The organism is Streptomyces sp. NBC_01439 (assembly GCF_036227605.1).
Taxonomy (GTDB): domain Bacteria; phylum Actinomycetota; class Actinomycetes; order Streptomycetales; family Streptomycetaceae; genus Streptomyces.
In genome coordinates this window covers 9125435-9150577 of record NZ_CP109487.1, presented here as the reverse complement: position 1 = coordinate 9150577, position 25143 = coordinate 9125435, and the positions used below count along the sequence as shown (strand labels likewise).

The following is a 25143-nucleotide window of genomic DNA, read 5'->3' as shown; positions in this document are numbered from 1 at the left end:
CAGACGGTACCCACCCCACGAACGCCACCGCGACCACCACGGGGAAGAAGAGGACCGCGCGGGCGGGCAGCGCGTCCCGGAACGACGGGCAGATCGGACGGGCCGGTGGTCCTACGTGAAGGAGGCGGGGTGCCGTGCCCACCGGCCACCTCGTCTACCCTCGGTCAGATGATCGAGTACGTGGACCAACTCGGCTCCGGCGCACCGCGGATCGGACCGCCGCCCACGGGCACGGCCGCCCCGGTGTGGTCCCTGGACACCGCTGCGGACACGGTCGGCGGGTACCGCGTCCAGGAAGCGGACGCGGTCCTGGAGGCCCGGAACCGCGAGAGGGCCGCACGGTTGCTGCTGCCGGACCACCAGGAACAGGAGAACCGGGCATGATGATCGCCGTGCCGGGCGGGCGCGTCACCCTCTCGGACCGCCGCACCGAGCGCAGTTGGACGGTCGAGGTCGCCCCGTACCGCCTCGCGGCGCACCCGCTCACCAGGGCCGGATACGCGCAGGTGGCCACGGCACGGCCCGACGGCGGACAGGACGGCGGGCGGCTCCCCGCGCACAGCGTGTCGTGGTGGGACGCGGTCCGGTACTGCAACGCCCTGTCCCGGCAGGAAGGGCTGACCCCCGCCTACCACCTCCCCCACACCTCCGGAACCGCCGCCACGGCGGATGGCGGGGACGGCGGGGACGGTCACATCACATGGGACCGGGACGCGGACGGCTACCGGCTGCCGACCGAGGCCGAGTGGGAACTCTCCTGCCGGGCCGGCACCACCGGCCCCCGCTACGGGCCGCTCGACGACATCGCCTGGCACCGCGGGAACTCCGGGGAACGGATCCACGAGGTCGGCGGCCGCCGCCCCAACCCGTGGGGCCTGTACGACATGCTCGGCAACGTCTGGGAGTGGTGCTGGGACCTCTACGACCCCGAGGTGTACGGCTCCTACCGGGTACTGCGCGGCGGCGGCTGGTTCGACGAGCACTGGAGCTGCCGCGCCTCCGTACGACGGCGCAGTCACCCGACGCTGCGGATCGAGGACGTGGGAGTGCGGCTCGCCCGCTCCCTACGGCCCTGACCGGTCACCGTCCGGGCGCAGACCTGCCGCGCGCACGGGGCGCGGCAGGCCGGCCCTCGCACGGACGTCAGGACCGCGACGTCGGCTCCTCCGGTGCCAGCGAGTTGCCCGCGGGGATGCGGCCGCAGTCGGACGGGGCCTGCTTGCCCGCGAAGCGGTCACCCAGCCAGCCCAGCGCGGCCGGGGCCCAGGCCACGGCCGCCCCCGTGTGGCTGAGCAGCTCGTACTGGCTGTACTTGACGGCGGAGTTACCGGTGGCGCAGTACTGCCGGGCGAGTGCCCGCACGTCCCCGCTGACCATGACGCCGTCGCCCGTTCCGATCCCCCGGTGGTTGCCGAAGGTCCCTTCCAAGACGCCCGCGTCGCCCTGGGCGATGAATCCCGGGATGGCCGGGGTGGCGGCCGACCCGAGGTTAATCTTGTTCATCGCTTCCACGAACACGGGGATCGAGTTGGGGTCGGCGTACTGCGACTTCGCCATCTTCTTCCAGGTCAGCCCGGGGTATCGGCCGATGGCATCGACGATGGAGCCGTGCTCAAGGTCCTTGTACACCTCGAGGCCGTAGCCGTTGAGATAGGACTTGAGATCGATGCCGTAGGACCGGGAGACTCCGATGACCGCCATGGGGATGACGCCCGACCAGGCCAGTGAGCCGTCCACGTACTTCAGGTTGTGTGCCGGGTCGACGAGCAGGCCGCCCTCGGCGTAGCCGACCAGCTTGCGCTGCACGTCCGGCGCGTAGCTCGGCGCGAGCGCAGCGGCCCAGTTGGTCGCGATGGAACCACCGGAATAGCCCATGAGGCCGAATGAGGTGGCGGAATTCAGTCCGGTCTGCGCCGACTTGGTGGCGGCGCGGATCGAGTCCAGCGTGTTCGTCCCGTACTCCGGTCCCGCAGCGAAGTGCGCCTGCTGTCCCTCGGTGTCCGGGATGACGACGTCGTAGCCCCGGGTCAGCAGCGGCGCCAGGAAGACGGCCTCGACGTTCGGGATGAGGCCGCCCAGGGTGACGTCACCGGCGATCGCACGGGACGGCCCGTCCTCCGGGTTGAGGGAATCGTAGAACGACTGGTAGGACACCGCCTTGCTGCGGTCCCCCGTCGGGCTGCGCACCACCGTGGTCACGTTGACGGCCGGGCGGCCCTGGGCGTCGGTGGTGCGGTAGAGCAGTTGGACCGCCTTCAGGGGCGTGGCGATACCGATGAGGTGGTACTGCAGCGTCCGGGTCTTTAGCACGGTGCCCGGCGCGAAAGCGGACAGGGGCGTGCTGTCGCCATAGGTGTAGAACGGGTCGCTCGTCGTGGACGTCGCTGCTGCGGGCGTGGACTGGGCGGCCGTGGCCGCCGGCGCGGCGGTCATGGCCGCCGCGATGACGACGGCGACGGAGATCAGGCGAACGGCTGCCTTGGACATGTGGTCCTCGTTTTCTGGTGGGGGGGCTGACGCGCCGTTACGAGGTCGGGTGCATCGGCGTGTCAGGCCGGGGCGGGCGGCCCCCGGCAGGGGATTGCGGGGAACGACGCGGCCGGGGTCTGCCGCGTCTGGCCATCCACCGGTCAACCGTGTTACCAACCAGTAGGACATGTCCCGGAAACATCATCGGGCCGGTACGCGGCTGCGTCTGCGGGGCGGGGAACAGAAATGTGCGAGGTGAATTGTGACCGCATCCAACGCGGGGGGACGGGACTCGGTGCCGCAGTTCGGCGGCGTGCCGGTCCACAAGCGGCTTCAGGACGCCGCCGCGGCTCTGGAACGTGCGGTGATGGTCCGGCTCGTCGAGCGGCTGCCCGTCTACGGCACGCTGTCAGCGGAGCACCTCGGCGGTGACATAGCCAAGCAGGTGACCCGCGGCATCCGGAGCTTCGCCGCGGTCCTGCGCACGGGCGAACTGCCCGGGCAGGCCGAAGCGGCGGCGATCCGCGAGGCCTCGGCCCGGCGTGCCGACGAGGGCGTGCCGCTGGAGGCCGTGGTCGGCGCCTATCACCTGGGTGCGGAGGAGTGCGCCTCCCAGGTCTTCTCGGCGGCCGAGCCGCGGGATCTGGGCGACGTACTGTGGGTCCAGCGCCAACTGCTCGCGTATCTGCGGCTGGTGAGCTGCGAGGTCGCGGCCGGGTACGTGCAGGAACGGCGAACGGCGCTCAGTGACGAGCAGGTCGCCCTGCAGGCGTTGCTGTCCCGGCTGCTGGAGGGCGGCAGCCCGCAGGTCGCGGCGGATCGCGCGGGCATCCGTCTGCCGCCCTGCTACCTGGTGCTGAGCATCACCGTGGGACCGCACCCGGACGAGCTGGTGCCCGGCATGAACCATGCGGTCGCCGCGCGCCGCAAACTCCGGCGGCTGCGCAACGAACTGCAGCGCCAGACGAGGGGAGTCCCCCTGTCCGTGCTGTCCGGCGACGGCGGGCTGGTACTGATCCCGTACGAGACGCCGGCCGCCGACTTCGGTCGCGCGGACCGGGACCGGCTCTCCCAGCTGGTCCAACAGCTCGGCCGGACGTGCGGCGCCGAGCTCTGGGCCGCGGCGGCAGCTGCAACGCCGGAGGGCGTCGCCGAGGCCGCCCGGCTGGCCGGCGAGGTACGCGAAGTAGCGGAGTCGTCCGGCCGGGGGCCCGGCCTGTACCTGCTCGACGACGTGCTGCTCGAGTACCAGCTGAGCCGTCCCGGCCCGGCCAGGGACGGGCTCGCCGCGCTGCTCGCCCCCCTCGACGCGCGTCCGGAACTGCTCGTGACGTTACGCGCCTTCCTCGCGTGCAGCCTTGACCGGCGCCGGGCAGCCGCCAGGCTCCAGATCCATCCGAACACGGTCGACTACCGTCTGCGCAAAGCGACCGAGTTCACCGGACTGGACGCTGCCCGCGGTGCCGATGCGCTGACGCTGCGCGCCGCACTGGCGGCCCACGACGCCGTCCGGCCCGGTAAACGCGACGTGGGCTGACGAGCCTTGAACCCGGATCACGAACACGTCCGTGCGACTCGGGTCGCCCGGGCCGAGGTCGGATGGCGCAGGGTTCTGTCAGTGCGCCGGCGCCCCGTCGGTGGTGTTGTTCTCCCACTCCTCGGCGGGCTCCTCCGGCATTTCCCCCACGTGGTACTCGGCCTCCGCCAGGAGCTCCTGGGTCACCCGCACCCCGGTGAGGCGCTCGGTGAGCGCCAGGACCGCCGCCTTCACGTCGACCTCTGGTTCCCCCTCCCCCGACGGGTCGAGGCCGACCGCGAGCATCAGGGGGTTGAGCGCATCCGGAGTGCTGCCGGTCCTGTCCGCAGGCCACTCGAACGTGGTCCTCAACTCACCTTGTTCGTACCAGTGGAAGAAGTCCATCGGCTTCCCCCCGTTGCTGGAGTGCGAGACGGCGCACGTTTCGGCCGAGATCGCCTCCATGATGTCGGTGCGCATGTCCAAGCCGCCTCCGAACTCCAGGACGAGGGTCCAGTCCCCTCCCTCGCCCTGCACGGTGAACGCTCCTGCGAGGAAGGAGTCGGGCCACGTGTCGTACCCGCCCAAGAACTCCTGCTGCTCGTGGATGAGCTCGCCGAGTCCCTCGCACACGCCTTGGGGCTCGGCCCCCACGATCCGGAACAACTCCGAAGGTGAGACCCCCCGCACCAGTGTCAGGCTGTACCCGAACTCCATTCCGAAGGCGAACATCGAGGACGGGGAATGTATCCAGCCGTAGTCGGCCGCGGTGGCAAGGGTCATTCGTCCCATCCTGGCAGGGGCCACTGACACCGGAGCGCGCTGCCCTGGGCTGATGGGGGCCCCGTCGTACGCGGCCGGAGTCGGTGCCGGTCGCGACCTCGCCGGGGCGAGCCCGGTCAACCTCCCGGCGCTCGCGCTCCCTACCGACCGGATGCCCGGAAGGCAGGTCCGCTCTGCTCCTCCTCGCTCCTCTCCAGAGCGCTGATCGCACGACGGCGCCAACGCGTGACGGCCACCACGACGATCACCCCACCCAGCAGGCTGACCAACGCAACACCCCAGGCCGCGGCAGTGAACAGGGTCCCAAGTGACTCCATGACGTCCCCTCTCGGGGCGAGAGTACTCAGGAGGGCACGGCATCACGTCCGCGGGGCGGTACACAGCCCTTTGCCCGCCGGAGCGCCCCCCGCGTGCGCCGACACCGACCAGCAGGCGCCTAGCGAAGACGGCCAGCAGGGCACTACGGTGGAACAAGAAGGCCTCGGCGCGGTGAGTTCCTCAGCAGCTCCCACCGCACCGGAGGTCTTCGCCACGTCCAAGACCTGCAGCGCATCAACGACGTCCGTGGTCAATGACGCGGGCAGCTGAGAGCACGGCCGCCTCGTTGCCGCAGGGCCGTCCTGCCCGAGACCTGCTGGCGTTCAGCACTCGGGGTCGGGCCGGACGGGAGGGTCGGGGTTTCCGAGGGCGAAGCACCACGGACATCCGTGGGGGTCGCTCGGGGCGCTCGCTCGATGAGGCATGGGCAGGGGGAAGCCGGCCCTGTATTCGTCCTGGAGTACTCGTATCGGTCCCTTCTCGCCGGGCGGAGTGACCGCCTCGGCGAGGTGTCGGGTCACGCGCATCAGCGCGGCCCGGGCCGTTCTCACCGCTCGGGCGGCAGCCCTCCGGAGACGGTGTCGCACAGCCGACCAAGAGCCTCGATCCGATAAGTCACCACAGGAGCCATGCTCATGTCCCTTCACGAAATCAGTTACTCCTCGGCCGCACGGAACAGGAATAGAGGATGATATTTTTTTTATTTTGGGTATTTCCCGCCCTTTGCGTCAGCGCTAGTACGGAGGTGCGTCGAACGGGAATTACGGAGACCGTCGACGGTGCGGACGGTACAGACGGAGGCTAGGGCGCCGCGATTCGGCAATGTACGAATTGCCGGGGTTTTTACACTATCGACGATGTGCAGATTGCCGGGGTTTTTAAGGATTCGACGTTAACAGTTGCTCTTTCAATCGAATGCCCACCCTGCCGACGTGGGGAATTGCGCGGCATTCCGCCCGAGATCATCGGCTCATTACCGTACGGCAGTAGCATCGAATGCCTATCGCAAGCTCTGACCTTCGTCGCCGGACGTCGGCATCACGCGGCCCACTGGGGAGCAGAGGGGCCAGTACGGCTCGTGAACGACGTGGAGCGGCTCCACGACGGGGCCGGTCGAGGCTCCGACAGATGCCTCCGCCTGCGCCGCGGCTTGCCCGCGAGACAGTCGAATGGCGTCCACATGACAGGACAGGACGTGCTCGAACCGCTGTTGGCGCCTCAACTCGAGGGCGTCCACGCGCCACAGTCGGCCGGTCCCTGATGACGCGAACGCAGTGCAACCTGTACCCAGTGCGGCAGAGAGCAGCACGATCCACAGGAGAAGATGTCCCACAGCTGATCCTTTCGAAGGCAGAGGATCAAGGGGGCCCACGATCTGAGCCCCGTCGACCGTTCGGCATAACGCAGAGGCATATGCAGAGTTGCGCCTCGACCTCCGATTGCAGCAATGCGCAGCAATGGCATCTCAGTCGATTTACCGATGATCAGTCCATGAGTGGCGGCGCGAGCCGGCGCCCGGCGTGCTCATGTGCGGCGCATGGCCGTACGACGCCGGGGAAGCGACATGGAGGGATGAAAATATGGCGAGTCAACGACACGTGCTGACGCATCCGGTCATGCACGGGCGGCGCCGTCAGGCGGGCGCACGGTGCGCACCGGAGTCGTCGCGGCCCACGTCACCCCGCCCTCATCGCCTCCCTGAGCTGCGGCTTGGCGGCGCGACACGACGTGACCGCTGAGCTCTTGTCGCGTTACTAAAATCGACTGGAAGCAGGGCCGATACTTATCCATCCGTCACGATCACCCGGATGGCGCATACCCTGACCAACATCGACAGCGTTTATGGAATATGACAACAGCAAAGCCCCCCTTCTTCTTCCGCAGGCCTCCAGAAGAAGGCGAAGGGGGAGGCGGTTTTCACACCGGGACGACCCGGTTCGGAAAGTGGACTTTCACTCCAGGATCAACGGCCTGCAGCGAGAGTAGGCACGCGACGCTGGAAGACGAGGGCCTGGAAATCGATCTGTGTTACTCGTCCTCGGTCCTCGAGGACTTCCTTCATACGATGAGAATGATCCAGGTCGACTTCGACCGGAGGTCGCGGAGCACCGCACCGTCCACGGCCGTCGACGAGCGCTCGGGCGGCCGCTCCCGTGCATGAGTCGTACGGATACCCGGACGTCCACGGCATCCACCCGCAGCCGGCCACCACCATGTCCTGGCACCGGCCGGAGCACGGGGAAACGCTGGGCATGTCGGGCGAGACGCACCTGCCGTGGGATCCGGTGGAAGAGCTCGCGAGCCTGCTCCAGGAGAATCCCGCACCGGGACAACCGGAGTCCTTCACCCGCGCCAGCTACGACGTCACCGGTGACACGACCAGCACCATCGGCCTCGTCGCGGGCTTGAAGCAGAGCCCTAACGAACGACCCGCCAAAAGAGCGTCCAGCGGGCACCGCCGGAGCTCGTCGAGGACGCCGGTGGCGACCCTGGTGCAGACGGGCAGCCTGTTCACCGCCGTGCTGGTCGCCATCATCGCCACCCTGGTGAGCGTCCTCAGCGGGATGGCGATCTGCGACGCCCTGCGCCACAGCGCCGGACTCCACACGGCCCGCGAAGTGGTGAGCTGGTGGCCCCTGCTGATCTACGGGCCCTGGACGGTCGCCTCGCTGTCCATCCTCAGGTCCGCGCTGCACCAGCGCCGTGCGGTTCATTCCTGGGCGATCGTCCTCCTGTTCTCCACCTTGGCGACGCTCCTGTGCGTGGCCCAGGCACCCAGAACACTCGCCGCGGAGATGTCGTCCGCGCTCCCCGCCGTCGCGGCGCTGGCCTGCTTCCAGCAGCTGGTCCGTCAGATCACGCTCACGCGGCCGCCCCGCCAAGCCGCTCCCCGACACCGGAACCCGTCGACATCCATCCTTGGGGCCGGGCAGACGGCCACGGCCCGCAGCGGCCCGGACGGTGTCCGTCCCGGCTACTCCGTGGCGGACGGGAGGGAAAACCGCTCTCCGTCCAACGGTCGCAGGTTCGGGTACGGCGCATGACGGTCGTACCCGTGCGGCGGCGTCTCGTGCGGCGGCGTCCGGTGTGCCGGCCAGGGCCACGGCCCTCGGCTCGGGCTTCGAAGGGACGAACGGTGCCGTACCGACGGGCTGAGGTGCTGACGCCGAGCACGGCGGGACCGACCGTTGGGCTCCCGCGCGAGCGGGCCGACGGGAACGGCCCTGCCGGACTACGACGCACGGAGGCCGAACGTCCCGTGCGGGGCGACCGCGAAGAACTGAGGCAGTGACAGTCGCCAATTTCCTGGACAACCCCGTCCTTCCCACGCGTCACAAGGGTGCTCGCCTGCACCTTTGAAACGAAGATCCAAAGCGATGGTCACGGGCCGTGCGCAGACTGACCCAACGGTTCATGCCCAGGTCCGGGCCCGTTCGCCGGGATGTGACCCGAGCCCTGGCCCGCACTCCGGACATCCGGCTGCCGCGGCACGTCCGAACGGGACGTCGTTCCGCACCGCCGCGCCCCGCCGTCATCTGCGGCGAACGCGCCGGCTCGGTGATGAGCGACGCGGCACCCGTGGCAGCCGTGCGCCCAGGGGCCATGGGTCATGGGCCGGGCCGGGCCGCGGGCCGCACCTCGACGGACCGAACCGAACGAATCCACAACGCGCTCCGGCGCCCCACCCCTCACACTTCCCCCACCTCCCCCGAAGGGCAAGAACCATGGTGTACGAACTGAGCCACGCCGAGCGGATGCAGTACAAGCGGCTTCAGGACGCCGCCTACCAGGACGGCGAAGACGCGGTCACCAATCTCCAGGCAGCGCTCGCGCTCGCCGGCATGACCCTTCCCTCCCTGTGCAACGACGGGCCGGTGGCCAGCCACGGTTTCGTGCGGCTCGGCGGCTGCAACGCGGCCGTCGCCAACCGGCTCGCCGAGGTCATCGCCGCAGGTGCCGACGCTCTGCAGTACCAACGGTGAACCGGCAGCCGGCCCCCGTGGCCCGACCGCACGGCGCCGTCTAGTTCGGGTCTGTCGGACGAACCCGCCGCGGGCCGCTGGCCCGCTGGGGCTGACCTCCCGTCGCGCGGGGGCGTGGCCGGTCCTTCGCACGTCGCGTCCGTGCCGGTGGGGCAACGACACGGACGCGCTCATTTGAAATATGAACGATATTAATTGCGCATTTTTTGCAACCCTTCGGGTCCAGAACACATCCAAAGAGGAGAACCCACCCGTTCTGCCCGCCCGAGGGCAGCCGCCCCGTTCGGAGCAAAGTTCGTGCACGAGTACCCGCAGCCGCAGCAGCCCAGGCGATCCCGCAGGAAGGTGTGGATCGCGTCCGGGGTGGCGGTGGCCCTGCTCGCCGGCACCGGCGCCGGGTTGATCTACTGGACGACGGACTGGTTCGACGGGAACGGCGCGTCCGTCAGCTACGGGAAGCCCGCTGCCCCTGCGGACGGCAACAAGGAGACCGGCGGCGGGAAACAGGCCTCCGCCCCGAGCGCGGACCCGGACGTCTCCCTCCCCTCCGGGCCCTTCACCGACTTCAAGCAGACGGTCAAGCTGGACGACGGCACCCGAATATCCAAGGCCCGCGTGAAGGGCGCCAAGTCCGGCTTCGACGGCAGCGTCTGGGTGTGGACTCCCAAGGAATACGACCGCCCGGAGTACGCCAAGAGCGCCTTCCCCGTCATGATCGCGCTGCCCGGAGGCAACGGGAACGCCGACAACTACTGGGCGACCATGCCGAAGCTGGGTCTCCAGAAGGCCGTTGCCGAAGGCGCCGCAGCCGGCAAGAGCCTCCCGTTCATCCTGGTCATGCCGATCCTCAACCCGGACGCCAAGTACTACTACGACGGCTCCGACATACCCGGCCAGGCCAAGATGGGCACGTGGATAGGCGAGGACGTGCCCGACCTCGCCCGGGCCAATTTCCGTACGTACAAGTCCCGCGACGGCTGGGCCTTCATGGGCAACTCCTCCGGCGCCTTCGTCGGCCTCAAACAGCTGCTGCAGAAGCCGGACCGCTTCCGGGCCGTCATCGCCAACGGCGGCGAGATCGTCCCGGACTCCCCGCTCTGGAAGGGCCACCAGGCGGAAATGGACGCGAACAACCCCGAAAAGCTCGCCCCGAAGCTGATCAACGACAAGGGCCCCGCGGTCGACATCCTCTTCCAGTACGGCACCAAGGAGGGCGGGCGCGACCGGATGGAGAAGTTCCAGCAGCAGTTCGGCAAGGAGCCGATCAAGGTCACGATCCACGAGATCCAGGGCGGCGACCACAACGGCTGGGACTACGTCCGGGGCATGACGGAGGGCCCCCTGGAACAGCTCAGCAAGTTGATGAAGGGCCCGAAACCGCAATAGGTGGCGAGTGGGTGCGCAGGCCTGACGGCCGGGCGCCGCCCGACCGGGAAGCCCTCAGCCGCGGCCCCGCCGACCGGACCGTGCGCCGCGTGCGCCCGGAGTGTCCTGGAGGCTCCGGGCGCACGCGGTGTGTCAGCCGTTGTCGGGTGGCATGGCGTCGATCATCTCGGCCAGTACGGTCCGCCGGTCCTCTCCCGGGCGGGCGCGCAGTGGACGGGCCAGGCGGGCGCTGTCGTAGTGCCAGCGGTGATCGAGGTCCCGCGGGACCGCCCCGGTCCCCCGGATGTCCGCGCGGGAGCCGAGCAGTTCCGTGAGGTCCTGTGCCAGGTCGTGCCAGGACACGTGGCCGCTGCACGCGTTGGCGACTCCGTGCACGGGCCGTTCCAGGCACGCGGCCACCGCACGGGCCAGGGCGGCCGCGTGCACCCAGGCGGCTCCGTACCAGTCGTGTCCGCCGGTACCGGGGCGCGGCAGGTCGATCGGCCGGCCCTGGAGGGCGGACTGGTAGAGGGTGCCGAGGGCGCCCCAGCGCAACTGTTCGCGCAGCCGGTCGTGCGCGCCCCAGACGATCGGCGACCGTACGGCGCTCGCGCCCCCGCGCCCCTCGGTCCCCGCGGCGCGCAACACCATGGCCTCGCAATCGAGCTTGGCCCTCCCGTACGGGCTGACGGGCTCGTGGGGCGGCGACTCCTCGGCGACCCGGTCCGTCCCGGGATGCCCGTAGGCGTCGACGCTGCTGACGAAGACGAACGGTCCGCGCCGCCAGGCGTCGACCATCGCCTCCATCGCCGCCAGGTCCACGTCGTGCCGGGTGAAGGTACAGGCGGCGTGGACGACCGCGTCCGCCTGTGCGACGGCGTCCCGCAGCTCGGCCAGGTCGGTGAGGTCGCCTTCGATGACGTCGACGCCCTCGGTGGCGATCAGATGGGCGGACTCGGGGCGGGCCAGGGCCAGCACGGGACGGCCCCGGGCGGCGAGTTCACGTACGACGAACGCGCCCACGCCACCCGTCGCGCCGGTGACGAGCACGGTGCCCGGGCGAACGTCCCGGGAACGGGGGGCCGGCCTGCTCACGGTCTTCGCGGCGCTCTGCTGCGCCGCCCGTTCGTCGAGGAGCACGGTCAGCGCCCGGGGGGTGCGGGCCTGGAGCACGTCGAGGCCCGTGAGCGGCAGGCCGAGGTCCGTACGCAGCCGTTCGGCGAGCTGCACGGCCTTCAGGGAGTGGCCGCCGAGGGCGAAGAAGTCGTCGTCCGGCGACGGGGCGACGCCGAGCACGGCGGTGAAGCCCTCCTCGATCGCCCGGGCCCGCGGGCCGGACGGGGCGCTCGGTAGGGACGGCCCTGGCAGCCGGGCGGGGTCGAGCGTCCCGGAGGCCGAGCGCGGCAGCGCGTCGAGCAGCGTGACCGTGGCGGGCACGGCCCCGGGCGCGAGCGACCGGCGCAGCAGGCCCAGCAGTTCGTGACCGGACGGGCCGAAGCTGTCGTGCAGGACGACATAGGCCACGGACGACCCCTGTTCGGGCTGGACCACCATGGCGTCGGCCACGCTCGGGTGGGCGCGCAGGGCTTGCGCGGCCGGGTGGCGGTCGCCGTCCCGGTCGGCTCCGTCCCCGGGGCCGGAGCCGCCGCTCGGACCGGGGAGGGGCAGCTTGCTCAGGGCGAGTTCCGGGTCGTCCGCGACCGCGTGGAGCAGGGCCGCGTAGTCCCGTGCGGCCGCCTCCGCCACGGTGTCGTCCAGCGTGTTCGCGTCGTACTGGAGGAGCGCCCGGGGCGGTGCACCGTCGTCGCCCGGGAGCAGGCCGTAGGACAGGGTGAACTTCGCGCCGTCGGAGGGGATGTCGACGTATTCGGCCGTCGTACCCGGCAGCCGCAGTACCGTCGGCTCGCCGAGGACGTCGGAGGTGACACGGACCAGTGCGGTGCCGTCGGCGCCGCGGGCCCCGGCGCCGAGGCGTTCGAGGACCAGGTCGAAGGGGATGTGCCGGTGGCGCTGGGCTTCGAGGAGCGCGTCGCTCACGCGGCGCAGCAGCTCGGCGAAGGACGGGTCGCCGGAGACGTCCACCCGTACGGGCAGGGTGTTGACGCACAGGCCGACCAGGCCGCGCATGGCGGTTCCGCTGCGGTGGGTGCCCGCCACGCCGATGACGAGGTCGTCGTCGCCGGTGAGGCGGTGCAGTGCGGCGAAGGCCGCAGTGAGGGACACCGCGAAGAGCGTGGCCTGCCGCTGTGCTCCCAGCGCCCGCAGGGTATCCGGCACCTCCGGCGCCAACGGAACGGTGTGCGCGGCACCGGGGCGCGCCGCTGTGGAGGGTGCGGCCGCCGCCGGCCGGGGCAGGCGCGGCGGGGCGGCGTCGGCCAGTAGGTCGCTCCAGCGGTTCAGTTCCGCCTCGAAGCCGGGCAGGTCGTCGTGCTCGCGGCGTGCGTGGTCGGCGTACTGCGGCGGTGCGGCGAGCGCGTGTCGACCCGTTCCGTCGGTGGCCGCCGTGTAGAGGACGGCGAGCTCGGTGGCCACGGTCTCCAGTGAGGCTCCGTCCACGGCGATGTGGTGGAACGTCAGCAGCACGGTGTGGTCCTGCGGGCCGTGGCGCAGGACGAGGGCCCGTACCGCGTCGCCGGCCGCGAGGTCGAACGGCCGGGCCGACTCGCGCCGCAGCAGGTCCGGGGCGTCCGTCGGGCCGGCGTCGACCACGTGCACGGGGACCGTCCGCGGCGTGGGCAGCACCTCCTGGTGGGGCTCGCCCGCGCGCTCCGCGTAGCGGGTGCGGAGGATGCCGTGCCGGGCCACCAGCCGCGTGAGGGCGGTGGCGAACGCGGCCACGTCGAACGGACCGCGTACCCGGGTGGCGAACGGTACGTGGTACGAGTCGCCCGCGCCGCCGAGCCGCTCCATCAGCCACATGCGGCGCTGGGCGCGGGAGAGGGGGGCGCTTTCGGTCTGGGATGCGTGGCCGTCCTGGCCGGTGCCCGCGCCGGAGATCGGCTCGGCTCCGGCCGTCGCGCGGCGGGCGGTTCCGGCGCGGGCCCGGCGCAGCAGCTCCTGCTGGAGTTGCTGCCGGCTGCCGCGGGCCGCGGAGTCGGTGTCAGTGGACATCGCTGTGCTCCGGGGTCTCGGTCTCGGTCTCGGGGTGGAGGTCTGCGTGGGCGGCCAGGAGTGCGCGTTCGACCAGCGCGGCCTGGGCTGCGACGGTCGGGGCGGCGAAGAACTCGGCGAGGGAGAGTTCCACACCGAGTTCCTCGCGCAGGTCGTCGGTGACGGCGAGGGCGAGGAGGGAATGGCCGCCGAGGAGGAGGAACTCGTCGTCGGCGCGCGTGACCTCGACGCCCAGGGCCTGGCTCCACACCTCGGCGACGGCCTGTTCCAGCGGTGTCATCTGCGCCGCCGGCTCGTCGGCGGGCGGGCTCTCGGCGGTGTGCGCGCGTGCGGCGAGGGCGCGGCGGTCGACCTTGCCGGCCGGGGTGAGGGGCAGCCGCTCCAGCACGGTGACCGTGTCGGGAACCAGGTGGGCGGGCAGGACTGCGGTGAGCCGCTCGCGCAGTGCCGCGCCGTGCGGTACGGGGCCGGGCGCGGGGACGACGAACGCGACGAGGCGGGCCCCGGGGGTGCCGGCGACGTCGACGGCGACGGCAGCGTCGTCCACGTCCGGCTGCTCACGGAGGGCGTGTTCGACCTCGGCCGGTTCGATGCGGAAGCCGCGGATCTTCACCTGGTCGTCGTTGCGGCCGTGGAAGTGGAGGATGCCGTCGGGCCTGAGGGAGACGATGTCGCCCGTGCGGTAGAGCCGCTCGCCGGCGGCGGCGGGATGCTCGACGAAGCGTTCGGCCGTGAGTGCGGGCAGGCCCGTGTACCCGTGGGCGAGCCTGCTGCCGCCGATCCACAGTTCGCCGCGGTCACCGTCGGCGACCGGGTGCCCTTCGGCGTCCAGGACGTGCGCGGTGGCCCCTGCGATGGGCCTGCCGATCGGTATCGGCCCGGCGCAGTCCTGCCCGGTGACCCGGTGGGCGGTGGCGAAGGTGGTGGTCTCGGTCGGCCCGTAGCCGTTGACGAGCTCCAGCCAGGGGAAGGCGGTGAGCACTTCACGGGCCGGCGCGGCGGCCATCGCCTCGCCGCCCACGACGACCGATCGGAGCTGGGCGAAGACGCGGGAGCGACGTGCGGCGAGCTGGTGGAAGAGGGCCGTGGTGAAGAAGGCCACGGTCACGCCGTGCCGTTCGACGTGCCGGGCGAGGTCCTCCAAGGACGGCCGCTGCTCGGTGCAGACGACGACCGCGGCGCCGCCCGCGAGCGCGCCCCAGACCTCGAACGTGGAGGCGTCGAAGGTCATCGGCGAGTGGAACAGGACGCGGTCGCGGCCGGTGAGGGTGACGTAGTCGGGCGCGGTGACCAGCTCGGTGATGGCCCGGTGCGGTACGAGGACGCCCTTGGGGCGGCCGGTGGATCCGGAGGTGAACATGATGAATGCCGGGCTGTCCGGGTCGGACTCGTCGACCGGTCGACCGGTCGTGAGCGGCTCCTCGGGCAGGGCGAGGACGGGGCCGGGGAGTGCGGCCGCGTCCAGCAGCTTCGCGTCGCCGATGGTGAGCGTCACCTCCGCGTCGGCGATCATCGCCTCGGTACGCGGGCGGGGCTGGGCGGGATCGAGCGGCACGCACGCGGCTCCCGCCAGCCACAGCCCGAGCTGCGCCACGACCGTGCGGGACGACCGCGCCGTCAGGAGCGCCACCCGGTCGCCGCGAGCCACGTCCTGCGTGCGCAGGTGTGCCGCGAGGGCGTGGCCGGCCTGGAGGAGTCGGCCGTAGGTGAGGGTGGTGTCGCCGTCCACGACGGCGAGGGCGTCGGGGGTGAGTTCGGCGTGCCGCGCGACGAGTGCCGGCAGGGCGGTCGCCGGGGCGGCGGGCCGCAGGGTGGTGGGTGTCATGTCAGGCTCCTTCCGGGCGCGGGGTCCGGCGCTGGTCGAGGAGGGCGGCGAAGGCGCGCAGGTCGGTGCTGCGCAGCAGCTCGGGGGCGCGCAGGCGCACTCCGGTCTCGCGTTCGACGGTTGCCAGCAGTCGTGCGGCGACGACGGAGGTGCCGCCGGCGTCGGTGAAGTGGTCGTCGAGGCCGATGCCGGGCCGGCCGAGGAGGTCGCGCAGCGCCCCCAGCACGAGCAGCTCGGAGGCGGAGGCGGTGGCATCTGCGGGCTCGTCCGTGGTGGCGCTCCGGGGTGCGCCGGTGGCCCGGGCTGCCAGGGCCGGCCGGTCCACCTTGCCGTTGGCGTCGAGCGGGAAGCCGTCGACGATCCGTACGGCGGTGGGGACGGCTTGCTCGGGAAGCCAGGACCGGACGGCGTCGAGGAGGTCCCCCGCCGTGGGTTCGACGCCGTCGGCGGGCCGTACGTGGGCGACGAGGCGGCCGTGGCCGGAGCTGTCGCGCAGCACGGTGACGACGGCGGTGCGCACCCGGGGGTCATGCTCGAAGGCGGCTTCCACCTCGACCGGTTCGATCCGCACGCCGCTGATCTTCACCTGGTCGTCGAGGCGGCCGAGGAAGTCCAGGCTGCCGTCGGCGTTCATCCGTACCCGGTCGCCGGTGCGGTAGAGGCGGTCGATCTCCGGCAGTGCCGGTTCCGGCGCGGGCGAGGTGAACCGGCGGGCGGTGAGTTCGGGGTCGAGGTAGCCGAGCGCCAGGCAGTGGCCGCCGATGCGCAGTTCGCCCTCCTGCCCGCGGGCGACGGGGCGGCCCCCGTCGTCCGTGACGACGAGGGTGACGCCCGGCAGTGCGGTGCCGATGGGGGGCGGGGTCGGGTCGCCGGCTTCCGGGTCGGTGCCGCGCATGGTATGGGTGGTGGTGACGACGGTAGCTTCCGCGGGGCCGTAGGCGTTGTGGACGGTCGCGGTGACGTCGGCGCCGGGGCGGCGGCGCATGCGGTCGCCGCCGACGACGAGGTGACGCAGCTTCAGGCCCTGCGGCCAGGGCCGGTCCAGGAGCGGTTCGACGGTGGGAGTGGCCGCCACGGCGTGGGTGAGGCCGGTGTCACGCCACCAGTCGGTGAGTACGTGCGAGTCCCAGCGGGTGTCGTCCGGGGCCGGGACGAGGGCGGCACCCGAGGTCAGGGCGGCCCACAGTTCGAGCAGGTGCGGGTCGAACGCGACGCCGATGAGCAGGGACTGGCGGTCGCCCGGTGCGAGGCCGGTCTCGGCCCGGTACCAGTCGAGGGCGACGGACAGCGAGGACTCGGCCACGGCGACCGCCTTGGGGCGGCCGGTGGAACCGGAGGTGAGGACGGCGTACAAGGCTCCTCGGGGTGCGCGCCGGACGCCTCGGACGGAGTCGGCGAAGGCCGCCACCGCGGTGGTGGGGGCGTTGACACCGCCGGTGGGCAGCGGCAGCGGGACGTGCTCCCCGCTGCGGTGTTCCGCGGGCAGGACGCCGGGGTCGCCGATGAGGCAGGTGACGTCGAGGTCCTCGGTGACGGCCTGGATGCGGCGCTCGCCGGGGCGGGGGCCGAGCGGTAGGTAGACGGCGCCGAGCCGGGCGAGCGCGACGGCGGTCACCACCAGGGCGGTGGACCGGTCGAGGCAGACGCCGACCAGGTCACCGGGGCGGACGCGGTCGGCCAGGTCCGCGGCGACCAGCTCGGCCGCCGCGTCGAGGTCCTGGTACGTCCAGAGTTGTGTGCGGTCGATCACTGCCGGGGCCTGCGGGGTGCGCCGGGCCCATTCCTCGAAGTGGGCGAGCACTCCGGTCGGTTCGGCGGAGGGACCGTGGGCGACGCTCAGCGCGGGTCCGGTGTCGGTGGGCGTCGCGGGAAGGACGACTGCGATCGGGGACTGGGTCATCACGACTCCGTGGAAAGGGCGGTGGTGGCGAGGGCATCGGCCTGGTCGGCGAGCACGGGGTTGCGGAAGAGCACCTTCAGCGGCGGGCGCGTGCCCAGCCGGGGCTCCAGCCAGGCGGCCAGCTCGGCCGCCAGCAGGGAATGGCCCCCGCTGTGGAAGAAGTGGGAGCGGGCGTCGAACCGGCTGTGGCCGAGGACCGTGCGCCAGCCTTCGGTGAGCAAGGCCGTCATCGGATCGTCGGACACGTCCGTGGGGGCCGCGCCGGGCTCGGAGCTGGTTCCGGGCTCGGGCGTTGCCGTGGCTTCGTCGGGGTCGAGCGCCGCGGCCCGGCGGGACAGTGCCGTACGGTCGGGCTTGCCGCCGGCGAGGGTCGGCATGTTGTCCAGCCGTGCCCACCGGGCGGGCACGAGGGGGCCGGGCAGGCGGCGGCTCAGCTCGGCGTGCAGGGCCTTCTCGTCGAAGGCCGCGCCCTCTGCCCCGTCTTCGAGGAAGCCGACGAGCCGGGGCCCGCCGGGGCCCTCCCGGTCCAGTACGACGGCGCAGGACCGGCCGCCCAGCACTGCGGAGGCGGCCGCCTCGATCTCCTCCAGCTCGATGCGGTGACCGCGCAGCTTGATCTGGTGGTCGCGCCGCCCGAGGAAGTAGAGCAGGCCGTCCAGACCACGGTAGCCGAGGTCCCCGGTGAGGTAGACGCGCTGCCCGTCGAGTGCCTCGACGTGGACGAACCGGGCGGCCGTCGCCTCCGCGTTGCCCGCGTAGCCCTGGGCGAGCCCGGGTCCGGCAACGGCGAGTTCGCCGACGGCGCCGGACGGCAGCGGGCGGTGGTGGGCGTCCAGGACGTGGACCCGCTCGCCCGGGAGCTCGGTGCCCAGGGGGATCTCGGACCCCTCGGCGAGGGCGTCGCGGGAGATCTCGTGGACGGTCGAGCTGATGGCCGCCTCTGTGACGCCGTACGCGTTGAGCACGGTGGCGTCGGTGTCGGCGAGGACACCGCGCAGTGCCTCCACGGGAAGGCGCTCGCCGCCGAGGACCAGGAGCCTGGGCGTCCAGCTCTCGTCGCGCAGGGCGGGACGCAGGTCCTCGCGGGTGGCGAGGAAGTAGCTGGTGGGCAGGTTGGCGACGGTGACCCGGGCGGACGTCAGCAGTTCGGCGAGCTCCGCGCCCGTGGGTACCTCGTGCTCGGGCAGGACCAGGCACGCACCGGCGTGCAGGGTCGGCAGCACCTCCTCGAGCGCCACGTCGAAGGACGGCTGGGCGAACATCAGGACCCGGTCCGAGATGGTGAGGCCGAACCGGTCGGCGGTCGCCGTCATGTGGTGCACCAGTGCCTCGGGACCGACGGCGACGGGCTTGGGCGTGCCGGTGGATCCGGAGGTGTGGATGACGTACGCCGTGCCGGGAAGTTCGGCGGTTCCGTGCGCGGACGGCAGTACCGGGGCGTCGATCCGGGCGGTCGGCAGTGCTTCGGGCAGGGCCGGGGTGGCGTCGCCGATGAGGACGAGCGCGGGAGCGAGCCGTTCCAGCAGCAGTCCGAGCCGGGCCGGCGGGTCGGACGGGGAGAGCGGGCAGTAGACGGCGCCGGTCCGCAGGCAGGCGAGCAGGGCGACGACCGATTCGGTCCCCCTGGGCAGGACCGCGGCCACCGGCCGACCGGGGGTCACACCGGCGGCCTTCAGTCGCTCGGCGAGCGAGCCGACGCGTTCGTCGAGTTCGCCGTAGGTGAGGCGGCGGGCGCCGCACAGCAGGGCGGGCAGCGACGGGTGGTGCGCGGCCACCGGGTCCAGCGGATCGCGGTCGGCGGGGACGGGCACGGGCGCGGCGGCCGGCTCCGCGACGGTCGGGTGCAGGTCGGCCAGCGGAGTCTCGGGGCTGTCGAGGTAGGCGCGCAGCAGGTCCAGGAAGCGGCCGGAGACGAGACGGGCGACGTCTTCGCCGAAGAGGTCCATGTCGTAGTCCCAGACCAACGTCATACCGGGCGATCCGTGGCGCGGGGTGACGCCGCGCCGGTCGTCCGGGAGCAGGACCACGTCGAGGTCGAAGCGGGTGGTGCCGGTGTTGAAGCCCTCGAAGAGGGTGATGTCGAGACCGGGCACGTCGATCTCGGGCAGCGGTGCGTCGTGGGCGCTGAACATGACCGAGAAGAGCGGGTTGTCGGCGCCGGAGGTATGCATGCCGAGCGCCCGGGTCAGCTCCTGGACCGGTACGTCCTGGTGCGGCAGGGCCCGGATGAGGGTGTCGGTGACCTCGTCCATGGCGTCCTGGGCGGGGGCCGCGCCGTCTAGGACGAGCGGCAGTGGGATGGTGTTGACGAACATGCCCACGGCGTCCTCGTAGCCGAGGGGGCGGTTGCCGACGGCGGTGCCGATGACCATGCGGGAGCGGCCGCTGTGCCGGCGCAGGAGTTCGGCGAAGAGTCCGAGGAGCGTGGAGAAGGGGGTGAGTCCGCGTTCGCGGGCGTGCGTGCGCAGGCGTTCGGCGAGATCCGCGCCGATCGTCTGGCGCAGCTGTCCGCCGTGGTGCTTGCGCCGGGCGCCGGGGCGGGTCAGACCGGGCAGCGGCAGGTCGTGCTGCTGGTCGCGCAGTTCGGCCCGCCAGAAGTCGAGCGATGCGGGGGCGTACGCGGCCTCGGCCCGCTCCTGGACGTGGTCCGCGTAGGAGGAGGCGGTCGGGAGCTCCAGGGTTTCGCCGAGGACGTGGGCGCGGTATACGCGGAAGACGTCGTCGAGCAGGATCGCGAAGGAGTGCCCGTCGTGGATCAGGTGGTGCTCGACGTGGATCAGGCGGTGGTGGCGCTCGGCCAGTCGCACGAGCGTCCAGCGGATGAGCGGTGCCTCGAAGGTGTCGAGCGGTGTCTCGGCCTCGGTGCGCAGGAGACGGGCGAAGGCCGCGTCGGGGTCCTCCTCGGTGCTGAGGTCGACCGTGCGCAGTCGCGGCGCGCACTGCTGCGCGACCCGCTGCGCCGGTACCGACCCGGTGGAGGCGACGAGTTCGAGCCGCAGGCCGGGGTGGCGGGCCAAGGTGGCTTCGAGCCCCCGGCGCAGCGCCTCGCTGTCGAGGGTGCCCCACAGGTCCAGTGAAGCGGTGAAGTTGTAGGCGCGACTGCCGGGCTGCATCTGCTCGTGCAGCCAGACGATCTCCTGCGAGGAGGAGAGGGGAAGCATGGGCGATCCCTGAGGTTGTCGGGTCGGTCTCCGTGCCGGTCACGGTCGTGTCCGGTGGTCGTGCGGGCGGCTTCGCGGGTCGCGCGGTGCCGCGTTCCACGGGTGGGGCCGTGGGGGGATGCCGTGGGGAAGTTCGGGGTGCACGGCCGCGTGGGCTGCGCTGCGGTACCGGGTGCCGGGTGCCGAGCGCTGCGGTTGCGCGTGGGCACCGGTGCGCGGTGGCCGCGGGTCGGTGGTGTGGCGGGAGGTCACGGGTGCGCGTCGTTCCCGGAGCCTTCGGCGGCGTCCGGGCGACGGGGTCACTGCGTGGTGTGCTCCGAGGGGCGCAGCGCCCGGCTGAGCGCGTCGAAGGCCCGGTGCGCGGTCTCGTCGTCGAACACCGCCCGGTCCCACGCCATCTGCACGCGGATCTCCGCTCCCTGGGTGACGGAGACGGCGAAGGGACCGCGAACCGGTCTGCCGTCGACGTGGACCTCCCGTCCCTCGACGCCGGCGAGCGTCAGGGGCGGGCGACGGCTGTCGTCGTCCACGGTGAGCAGTCCGTCGAGGCCTCCCGTCCAGGCCGAGCCGGCGGCCCGCGCCGCGGTCACGACCGCGTCGAACGGTACGTCGGCCCGGTCGAGATCGTCCCACCACGCGTCGGCGGTCACTTCCGGGCCGGGTCCGTGGCCGGTGTAGGTGGGGAAGACGAGGGTGTTGAGGAAGCAACCGACGACCGGTTCCGCTCCCGTGGGACGGCCGCCCCACGGGTAGCCGAGCGGGACCGCGCGGCCGGGGCCGTACAGCTCGCGGGCGGCGGAGCGGCAGGCGTCGAGCAGCCCGGGGAAGGACACGCCACCGTCGTGCGCGGGCAGCCGGGCCTGCGCGGCGCCGCTGGGCCATGCGCCCTCGGGCACGCGCGCCGGACGGGGGGCCGGGGCGTGGGCGCGCAGCGCGCGCAGCCGGTCCGCCCAGTACGCGGCCGCTTCGGGCGTCTCCGCCCTTTCCTCGGCGGCGAGTTGACTCAGGACCGCGTCCCGGTAGGCGGCGAGTTCGGCTTCCGTCTCCTCCGGTTCTACCTGGGGTCTGGGGGCTTCCTCGCCGTACGCGGCGCCGAGTTCGTCGACGATCCGTGCCAGTGAACGGCCGTCGCAGACGGCGTGGTCCAGGGCGACGGCGAGGATGTCCTCCTCGCGCTGCTCGTCGTGTACGAGGAAGAGCCGCAAGGGGGGACCCTGCGCGTCCCAGGAGGCCAGCGCGCGACGGAGCCCGTCGGCGGGCGACTCCCCCGGTACGAGGGCCGATCGGGTCACGGTGACGTCCGGATCGGCGACGCGCAGGACGGGTGTGCCGCGGACGACGTCGGGCCGTGAGCGCAGGGCGGTGTGCCGTGCGGCGAGCCTGGATGCCGCTGCCCGCAGGCGTTCGGGGTCGACGGTTGCGGACGGGAACGCGAAGAACATCGGCACCACGTCGGGGCGTCCGGACGGGTCCAGCGAACGCACCAGCAGGAAGCGGCGCTGTGCTCCGGTGACCGGCAGCAGGGTGTCGGACCGGTCGCCGGCGAGGCGCCGGTAGAGGGCCAGGTACTGACTCGTGATGCTGAGCACGTGGTCCTCTTCGTCGTGGCCGCGGTCGCTCGCGGAACGGTGTGGCGGCGGGCGCGGTGCGCGCTCAGGGGTCGTCCCCGCTCGCCGAACGGTGGTCGGGCGGTGGTCAGGCGGTGGGTGCGGGGGCCGGCCGTTCGTCGCCTCCGGCGGAGGTCGTGTCCCGCGGTGTCCCGTCGGTGGCGTCGGCGCCACCGTCGTCCGGCGGACCGGGCAGGTCCCGCATCCGGCGCAGCGGGGAGAACAGCAGCGGCAGCGGTACGGCGAGGATGCCGACGGCGCACCAGGCGAGTGCCGTGCGCGACCCGTAGGACTGGGCGAGGGCTCCGCCGAGGAGCGCGCCCAGCGGCAAGGTGCCCCACATGAGGAAGCGCAGGGTGGCGTTCATCCGGCCGAGCAGCCGTGGTGGGCACATCCCCTGGCGGAAGCTGACCTGGGCGACGTTGTAGACGACGGCGCCGAAGGAGACGACCGCCGATCCGGCGGCGAAGAGGACCGCTCCGGCGACGCCGTGCCCGGACAGCGGCCACAGCAGTGCGAACGGGCCGGTCACGAGGAGCGACAGGAGGATGACCCGGCCCTGCCCCAGTCGGTTGGCGATGCGTCCGGCGCACAGGGCACCCAGGAGCCCTCCTACGGCCGACGCGGACAGCACCAGCCCGAGCCCGCCGGCCTCCAGGCCGACGACACGGACCAGGTGCACGGTCTGTGTCGCCATGAGGACCGCCGTGGAGAAGTTGGCGAGGCCGGTCGTGAGGGCGATGACGCGGAGCAGCGGATGGCCGAAGACGAAGCGGAGGCCCTCGCCGATCTCCTTGCGCAGGGAGCCTCCGGCAGCAGCGGGCTCGGGCGCTTCCTCGGCCCGCTCGATGCGCAGGAGGAAGAGGGCGGAGAGCACGTAGCCGATGGCGTCGACGATGACCGCGAACTGCGCTCCGACGAGCTGGACCAGGCCGCCGCCGATACCGGGGCCGGTCACTTGGGCGGTGGAACGGACGGTCTCCAGTGCGCCGTTGCCGGCCACGAGTTGGTCACGGGGCAGGATCTGCGGCAGGTAGCTCTGATGGGCGACGTCGAAGAACACGGTCGCCACGCCGGTCACGAGCGCGACGGCGTACAGCTGGGCCATGGTCAGGACGTCGGCGAGCGCGGCAACGGGGATGCTGGCCATGGCCACGGCGCGCACCAGGTCCGCGCGGATCATCAGGGGCCGCTTGCGCATGCGGTCGGTGAGTGCCCCGGCGGGCAGCCCGACGAGCAGGAAGGCGGCGGTCTCCGCGGCGGTCAGCAGGCCCACTTGGAAGGCGGGAGCGTCGAGTTCGAGGACGGCCACGAGGGGCAGCGCCACCAGTGTCACCTGTGCACCGAACTGTCCGGTGGCGGCTCCCGCGAGTAACAGTCGGAAGTCGCGCAAGCGCATAGGGCCACCGGTGGCGGCTCGAGATGTGTCGGACATGTGAACGACATTCACGGATCCATCGCCCAGGAGTCAAAGCAAACCTGTCACTTTCGGACTTGTTTTGCGGCCTTGTGGACACAGATCGGGAAATCTTTCGCACCATCCTGGGTACAGCCGCGTTAATTGCTGCCGATTGCGTGTGACACGTGGGGCAGGTGAGACAAGGGGGGACAGGGGGGCGCGGCGAGGAGCCGAACGATGCCCCTTACCTTGAGTAACTGGTTCCATCCTGACCGAAAAGGGTCACCTGTGATCACACCCCCGCGGAGGCATCCGTTCCGTCAGTTATGAACGCCACCGGACGAACTCGCGTCCCAAGCGGCGGCGGAGTGCGGCCAGTTGACGGTCGGGCGGGCCCGGGAAGCCACCCGGACCGCCCCCTGCCGCCTGCTCCCCGTCAGCGCGGCAGGTCCCGGGCCGCCCGGTCGATGCCGGCCGTGGTCCGGCGCGCGCAGTGCCGGACGACCGAGGCCAGGTCCCCCTCCGACCGCAGCAGGCTCCGCTGGACGCGCGCGCCGTTCCCGTGCTCCAGGAGGCCGGCGATCGCGGCCCGCACGAACTCCTCGTCGCCGGAGTCGGCCAGGGCCTCGCCGACGTGCCGGTAGAGCGCGTCGACGGCGACCTCGGGCGCGGTCTCCCGCAGTGTTTCGGGGTGCAACAAGGGACCGTCCAGTCCCGAGCGGCCCGCCTGCCACGACGCGAGCCGGAGCAGCCCGGTGCTGACCCTCGCCGGAGGCTCACCGGCTCGCCACTCCCGGGCCGCGGTCTCCACCAGGGCGCGTACGAGGGCGGCCAGCAGGACGGGGGTCGACGCGTCGAGGCACACGTCCGCGACCCTGACCTCCACCGTCGGGTAGGACGCGGACAGCCGCGCGTCGAACCAGACCATCCCCGTGTCGCGCAGCACGCCCGACTCGACCATGGCCCGCACCTCCGCGTGGTAGTGGTCGGCGGAGCCGAAGACGTCCACCGGCCCGGCGGCCGGCAGCCGGTTCCAGACCCGGCTGCGGTAGCTGCCGTAGCCGGTGTCCTCCCCCTGCCAGAACGGGGAGTTTGCGCTCATCGCGGTCAGTACGGGCAGCCAGAGCCGGATGCGGTCCAGTACGGCCACCCCCTCTTCGTCCGACTCCACCGACACGTGGACGTGACAGCCGCAGGTCAGCTGCTCCTGGGCGGTCATGCCGAACTGCCGCGACACCCACTCGTAGCGGTGTCCGGGGGACATCGAGGGGCGGACGACCAACGGTGAGGTGCCGATCGCCGCCACGACCGCACCGGCCGCCGCGGCGTGCCGGGCCGCCTCGGCGCGCCACCGGAGGATCTCCTCCTGCAGTTCGCCCATCTCCGTCACCGGTCTCGTGCCGAACTCGACCTGCTCCTCCTGGAGCTCCGCCTCGAAAGTGTGGCCGGGGTCCTTTCCGTCCGCCGCACCGGCGGTTGCGGCGGCGCGGTCGGCTTCGGCGAGCACGGCTCCCGACACGGCCAGCGGCTCCCCGCTGTCCGCGTCCGCCAGCAGCAGCTCTTCCTCCACGCCCACGCTTCGCATGCAATCGCCCATCGCCTCGTCGTCCTGTGCCACCGATCGGTGGTCAGCGTCTGCCCGGGCTCGCCGTGGATATGCGGAAGGCAATCCGCCGGACCGAGATCTACAGAACAGCAGGTGGCGG

General features: G+C 72.0%; 16 protein-coding genes. 6 read left to right on the top strand and 10 right to left on the bottom strand.

Annotated elements, in window-relative coordinates:
* Positions 1 to 168: 168 nt before the first annotated feature.
* Together OG207_RS41700 and OG207_RS41695 are read left to right on the top strand one after the other, a co-directional pair.
* Positions 169 to 384 (top strand): hypothetical protein, encoded by a 216-nt coding sequence (locus OG207_RS41700; RefSeq protein WP_329106657.1) that lies wholly within the window; start codon positions 169 to 171, stop codon positions 382 to 384.
* Complete coding sequence (locus tag OG207_RS41695) at positions 384 to 1076, top strand: formylglycine-generating enzyme family protein (protein WP_329108257.1); 693 nt, start codon at positions 384 to 386, stop codon at positions 1074 to 1076. Before OG207_RS41700 ends, OG207_RS41695 begins: the two co-directional genes overlap by 1 nt.
* Positions 1077 to 1143: 67 nt before the next feature.
* Here the strand turns inward: OG207_RS41695 and OG207_RS41690 are convergent, their stop codons facing one another.
* Positions 1144 to 2487 carry a lipase family protein gene (locus OG207_RS41690; protein ID WP_329106655.1) on the bottom strand — a complete coding sequence of 448 codons (1344 nt, stop codon included), beginning with the start codon at positions 2485 to 2487 and terminating at the stop codon, positions 1144 to 1146.
* Between the two features lie 244 nt (positions 2488 to 2731).
* Between OG207_RS41690 and OG207_RS41685 the strand changes: the two genes are divergently transcribed.
* On the top strand, positions 2732 to 4006 hold the full coding sequence (locus tag OG207_RS41685) for a PucR family transcriptional regulator (RefSeq protein WP_329106654.1): 1275 nt from the start codon (positions 2732 to 2734) through the stop codon (positions 4004 to 4006).
* Positions 4007 to 4084: 78 nt separating this feature from the next.
* On the opposite strand, the gene OG207_RS41680 is transcribed toward OG207_RS41685, so the two are convergent.
* Positions 4085 to 4768 carry a DUF6461 domain-containing protein gene (locus OG207_RS41680; RefSeq protein ID WP_329106653.1) on the bottom strand — a complete coding sequence of 228 codons (684 nt, stop codon included), beginning with the start codon at positions 4766 to 4768 and terminating at the stop codon, positions 4085 to 4087.
* A 140-nt stretch (positions 4769 to 4908) separates the two neighbouring features.
* Positions 4909 to 5085, bottom strand: coding sequence for a hypothetical protein (locus OG207_RS41675; protein ID WP_329106651.1), 177 nt, complete (start codon positions 5083 to 5085; stop codon positions 4909 to 4911).
* Between the two features lie 2154 nt (positions 5086 to 7239).
* Between OG207_RS41675 and OG207_RS41670 the strand changes: the two genes are divergently transcribed.
* The 3 genes from OG207_RS41670 to OG207_RS41660 all read left to right on the top strand — a co-directional run bounded on the left by OG207_RS41670 (position 7240) and on the right by OG207_RS41660 (position 10455).
* Positions 7240 to 8130 carry a hypothetical protein gene (locus OG207_RS41670; RefSeq protein ID WP_329106649.1) on the top strand — a complete coding sequence of 297 codons (891 nt, stop codon included), beginning with the start codon at positions 7240 to 7242 and terminating at the stop codon, positions 8128 to 8130.
* A 681-nt stretch (positions 8131 to 8811) separates the two neighbouring features.
* Positions 8812 to 9069, top strand: a complete 258-nt coding sequence (locus OG207_RS41665; RefSeq protein ID WP_329106646.1) for a hypothetical protein — start codon at positions 8812 to 8814, stop codon at positions 9067 to 9069.
* A gap of 297 nt (positions 9070 to 9366) precedes the next feature.
* Complete coding sequence (locus tag OG207_RS41660) at positions 9367 to 10455, top strand: alpha/beta hydrolase (RefSeq protein WP_329106644.1); 1089 nt, start codon at positions 9367 to 9369, stop codon at positions 10453 to 10455.
* A 132-nt stretch (positions 10456 to 10587) separates the two neighbouring features.
* On the opposite strand, the gene OG207_RS41655 is transcribed toward OG207_RS41660, so the two are convergent.
* The 7 genes from OG207_RS41655 to OG207_RS41625 all read right to left on the bottom strand — a co-directional run bounded on the left by OG207_RS41655 (position 10588) and on the right by OG207_RS41625 (position 25022).
* The gene (locus OG207_RS41655) at positions 10588 to 13545 is read right to left on the bottom strand and encodes a condensation domain-containing protein (protein WP_329106642.1); all 2958 of its coding nucleotides are present in this window, start codon (positions 13543 to 13545) and stop codon (positions 10588 to 10590) included.
* Positions 13535 to 15370 (bottom strand): non-ribosomal peptide synthetase, encoded by a 1836-nt coding sequence (locus OG207_RS41650; RefSeq protein WP_329106640.1) that lies wholly within the window; start codon positions 15368 to 15370, stop codon positions 13535 to 13537. Before OG207_RS41650 ends, OG207_RS41655 begins: the two co-directional genes overlap by 11 nt.
* Position 15371: 1 nt before the next feature.
* Complete coding sequence (locus OG207_RS41645) at positions 15372 to 17270, bottom strand: non-ribosomal peptide synthetase (protein WP_329106638.1); 1899 nt, start codon at positions 17268 to 17270, stop codon at positions 15372 to 15374.
* Positions 17270 to 20431, bottom strand: coding sequence for a non-ribosomal peptide synthetase (locus OG207_RS41640; protein WP_329106636.1), 3162 nt, complete (start codon positions 20429 to 20431; stop codon positions 17270 to 17272). Before OG207_RS41640 ends, OG207_RS41645 begins: the two co-directional genes overlap by 1 nt.
* 299 nt (positions 20432 to 20730) lie before the next feature.
* Positions 20731 to 22020 carry a condensation domain-containing protein gene (locus OG207_RS41635; protein ID WP_329106634.1) on the bottom strand — a complete coding sequence of 430 codons (1290 nt, stop codon included), beginning with the start codon at positions 22018 to 22020 and terminating at the stop codon, positions 20731 to 20733.
* Positions 22021 to 22126: 106 nt separating this feature from the next.
* Positions 22127 to 23473, bottom strand: coding sequence for an MFS transporter (locus OG207_RS41630; protein WP_329106632.1), 1347 nt, complete (start codon positions 23471 to 23473; stop codon positions 22127 to 22129).
* 400 nt (positions 23474 to 23873) lie between these two features.
* Entirely contained in the window at positions 23874 to 25022 is a 1149-nt protein-coding gene (locus OG207_RS41625) for a glutamate--cysteine ligase (RefSeq protein ID WP_329108256.1), read from the bottom strand.
* Between the last annotated feature and the right edge of the window lie 121 nt (positions 25023 to 25143).

What these genes read in the sequence shown, in the direction of transcription:
- OG207_RS41700 (WP_329106657.1), top strand. Translation starts at nt 169, where the DNA reads ATGATCGAGTACGTGGACCAACTCGGCTCCGGCGCACCGCGGATCGGA.
- OG207_RS41695 (WP_329108257.1), top strand. Translation starts at nt 384, where the DNA reads ATGATCGCCGTGCCGGGCGGGCGCGTCACCCTCTCGGACCGCCGCACC.
- OG207_RS41690 (WP_329106655.1), bottom strand. Translation starts at nt 2,487, where the DNA reads ATGTCCAAGGCAGCCGTTCGCCTGATCTCCGTCGCCGTCGTCATCGCG.
- OG207_RS41680 (WP_329106653.1), bottom strand. Translation starts at nt 4,768, where the DNA reads ATGACCCTTGCCACCGCGGCCGACTACGGCTGGATACATTCCCCGTCC.
- OG207_RS41675 (WP_329106651.1), bottom strand. Translation starts at nt 5,085, where the DNA reads ATGGAGTCACTTGGGACCCTGTTCACTGCCGCGGCCTGGGGTGTTGCG.
- OG207_RS41665 (WP_329106646.1), top strand. Translation starts at nt 8,812, where the DNA reads ATGGTGTACGAACTGAGCCACGCCGAGCGGATGCAGTACAAGCGGCTT.
- OG207_RS41655 (WP_329106642.1), bottom strand. Translation starts at nt 13,545, where the DNA reads ATGTCCACTGACACCGACTCCGCGGCCCGCGGCAGCCGGCAGCAACTC.
- OG207_RS41650 (WP_329106640.1), bottom strand. Translation starts at nt 15,370, where the DNA reads ATGACACCCACCACCCTGCGGCCCGCCGCCCCGGCGACCGCCCTGCCG.
- OG207_RS41645 (WP_329106638.1), bottom strand. Translation starts at nt 17,270, where the DNA reads ATGACCCAGTCCCCGATCGCAGTCGTCCTTCCCGCGACGCCCACCGAC.
- OG207_RS41640 (WP_329106636.1), bottom strand. Translation starts at nt 20,431, where the DNA reads ATGCTTCCCCTCTCCTCCTCGCAGGAGATCGTCTGGCTGCACGAGCAG.
- OG207_RS41630 (WP_329106632.1), bottom strand. Translation starts at nt 23,473, where the DNA reads ATGTCCGACACATCTCGAGCCGCCACCGGTGGCCCTATGCGCTTGCGC.
- OG207_RS41625 (WP_329108256.1), bottom strand. Translation starts at nt 25,022, where the DNA reads ATGCGAAGCGTGGGCGTGGAGGAAGAGCTGCTGCTGGCGGACGCGGAC.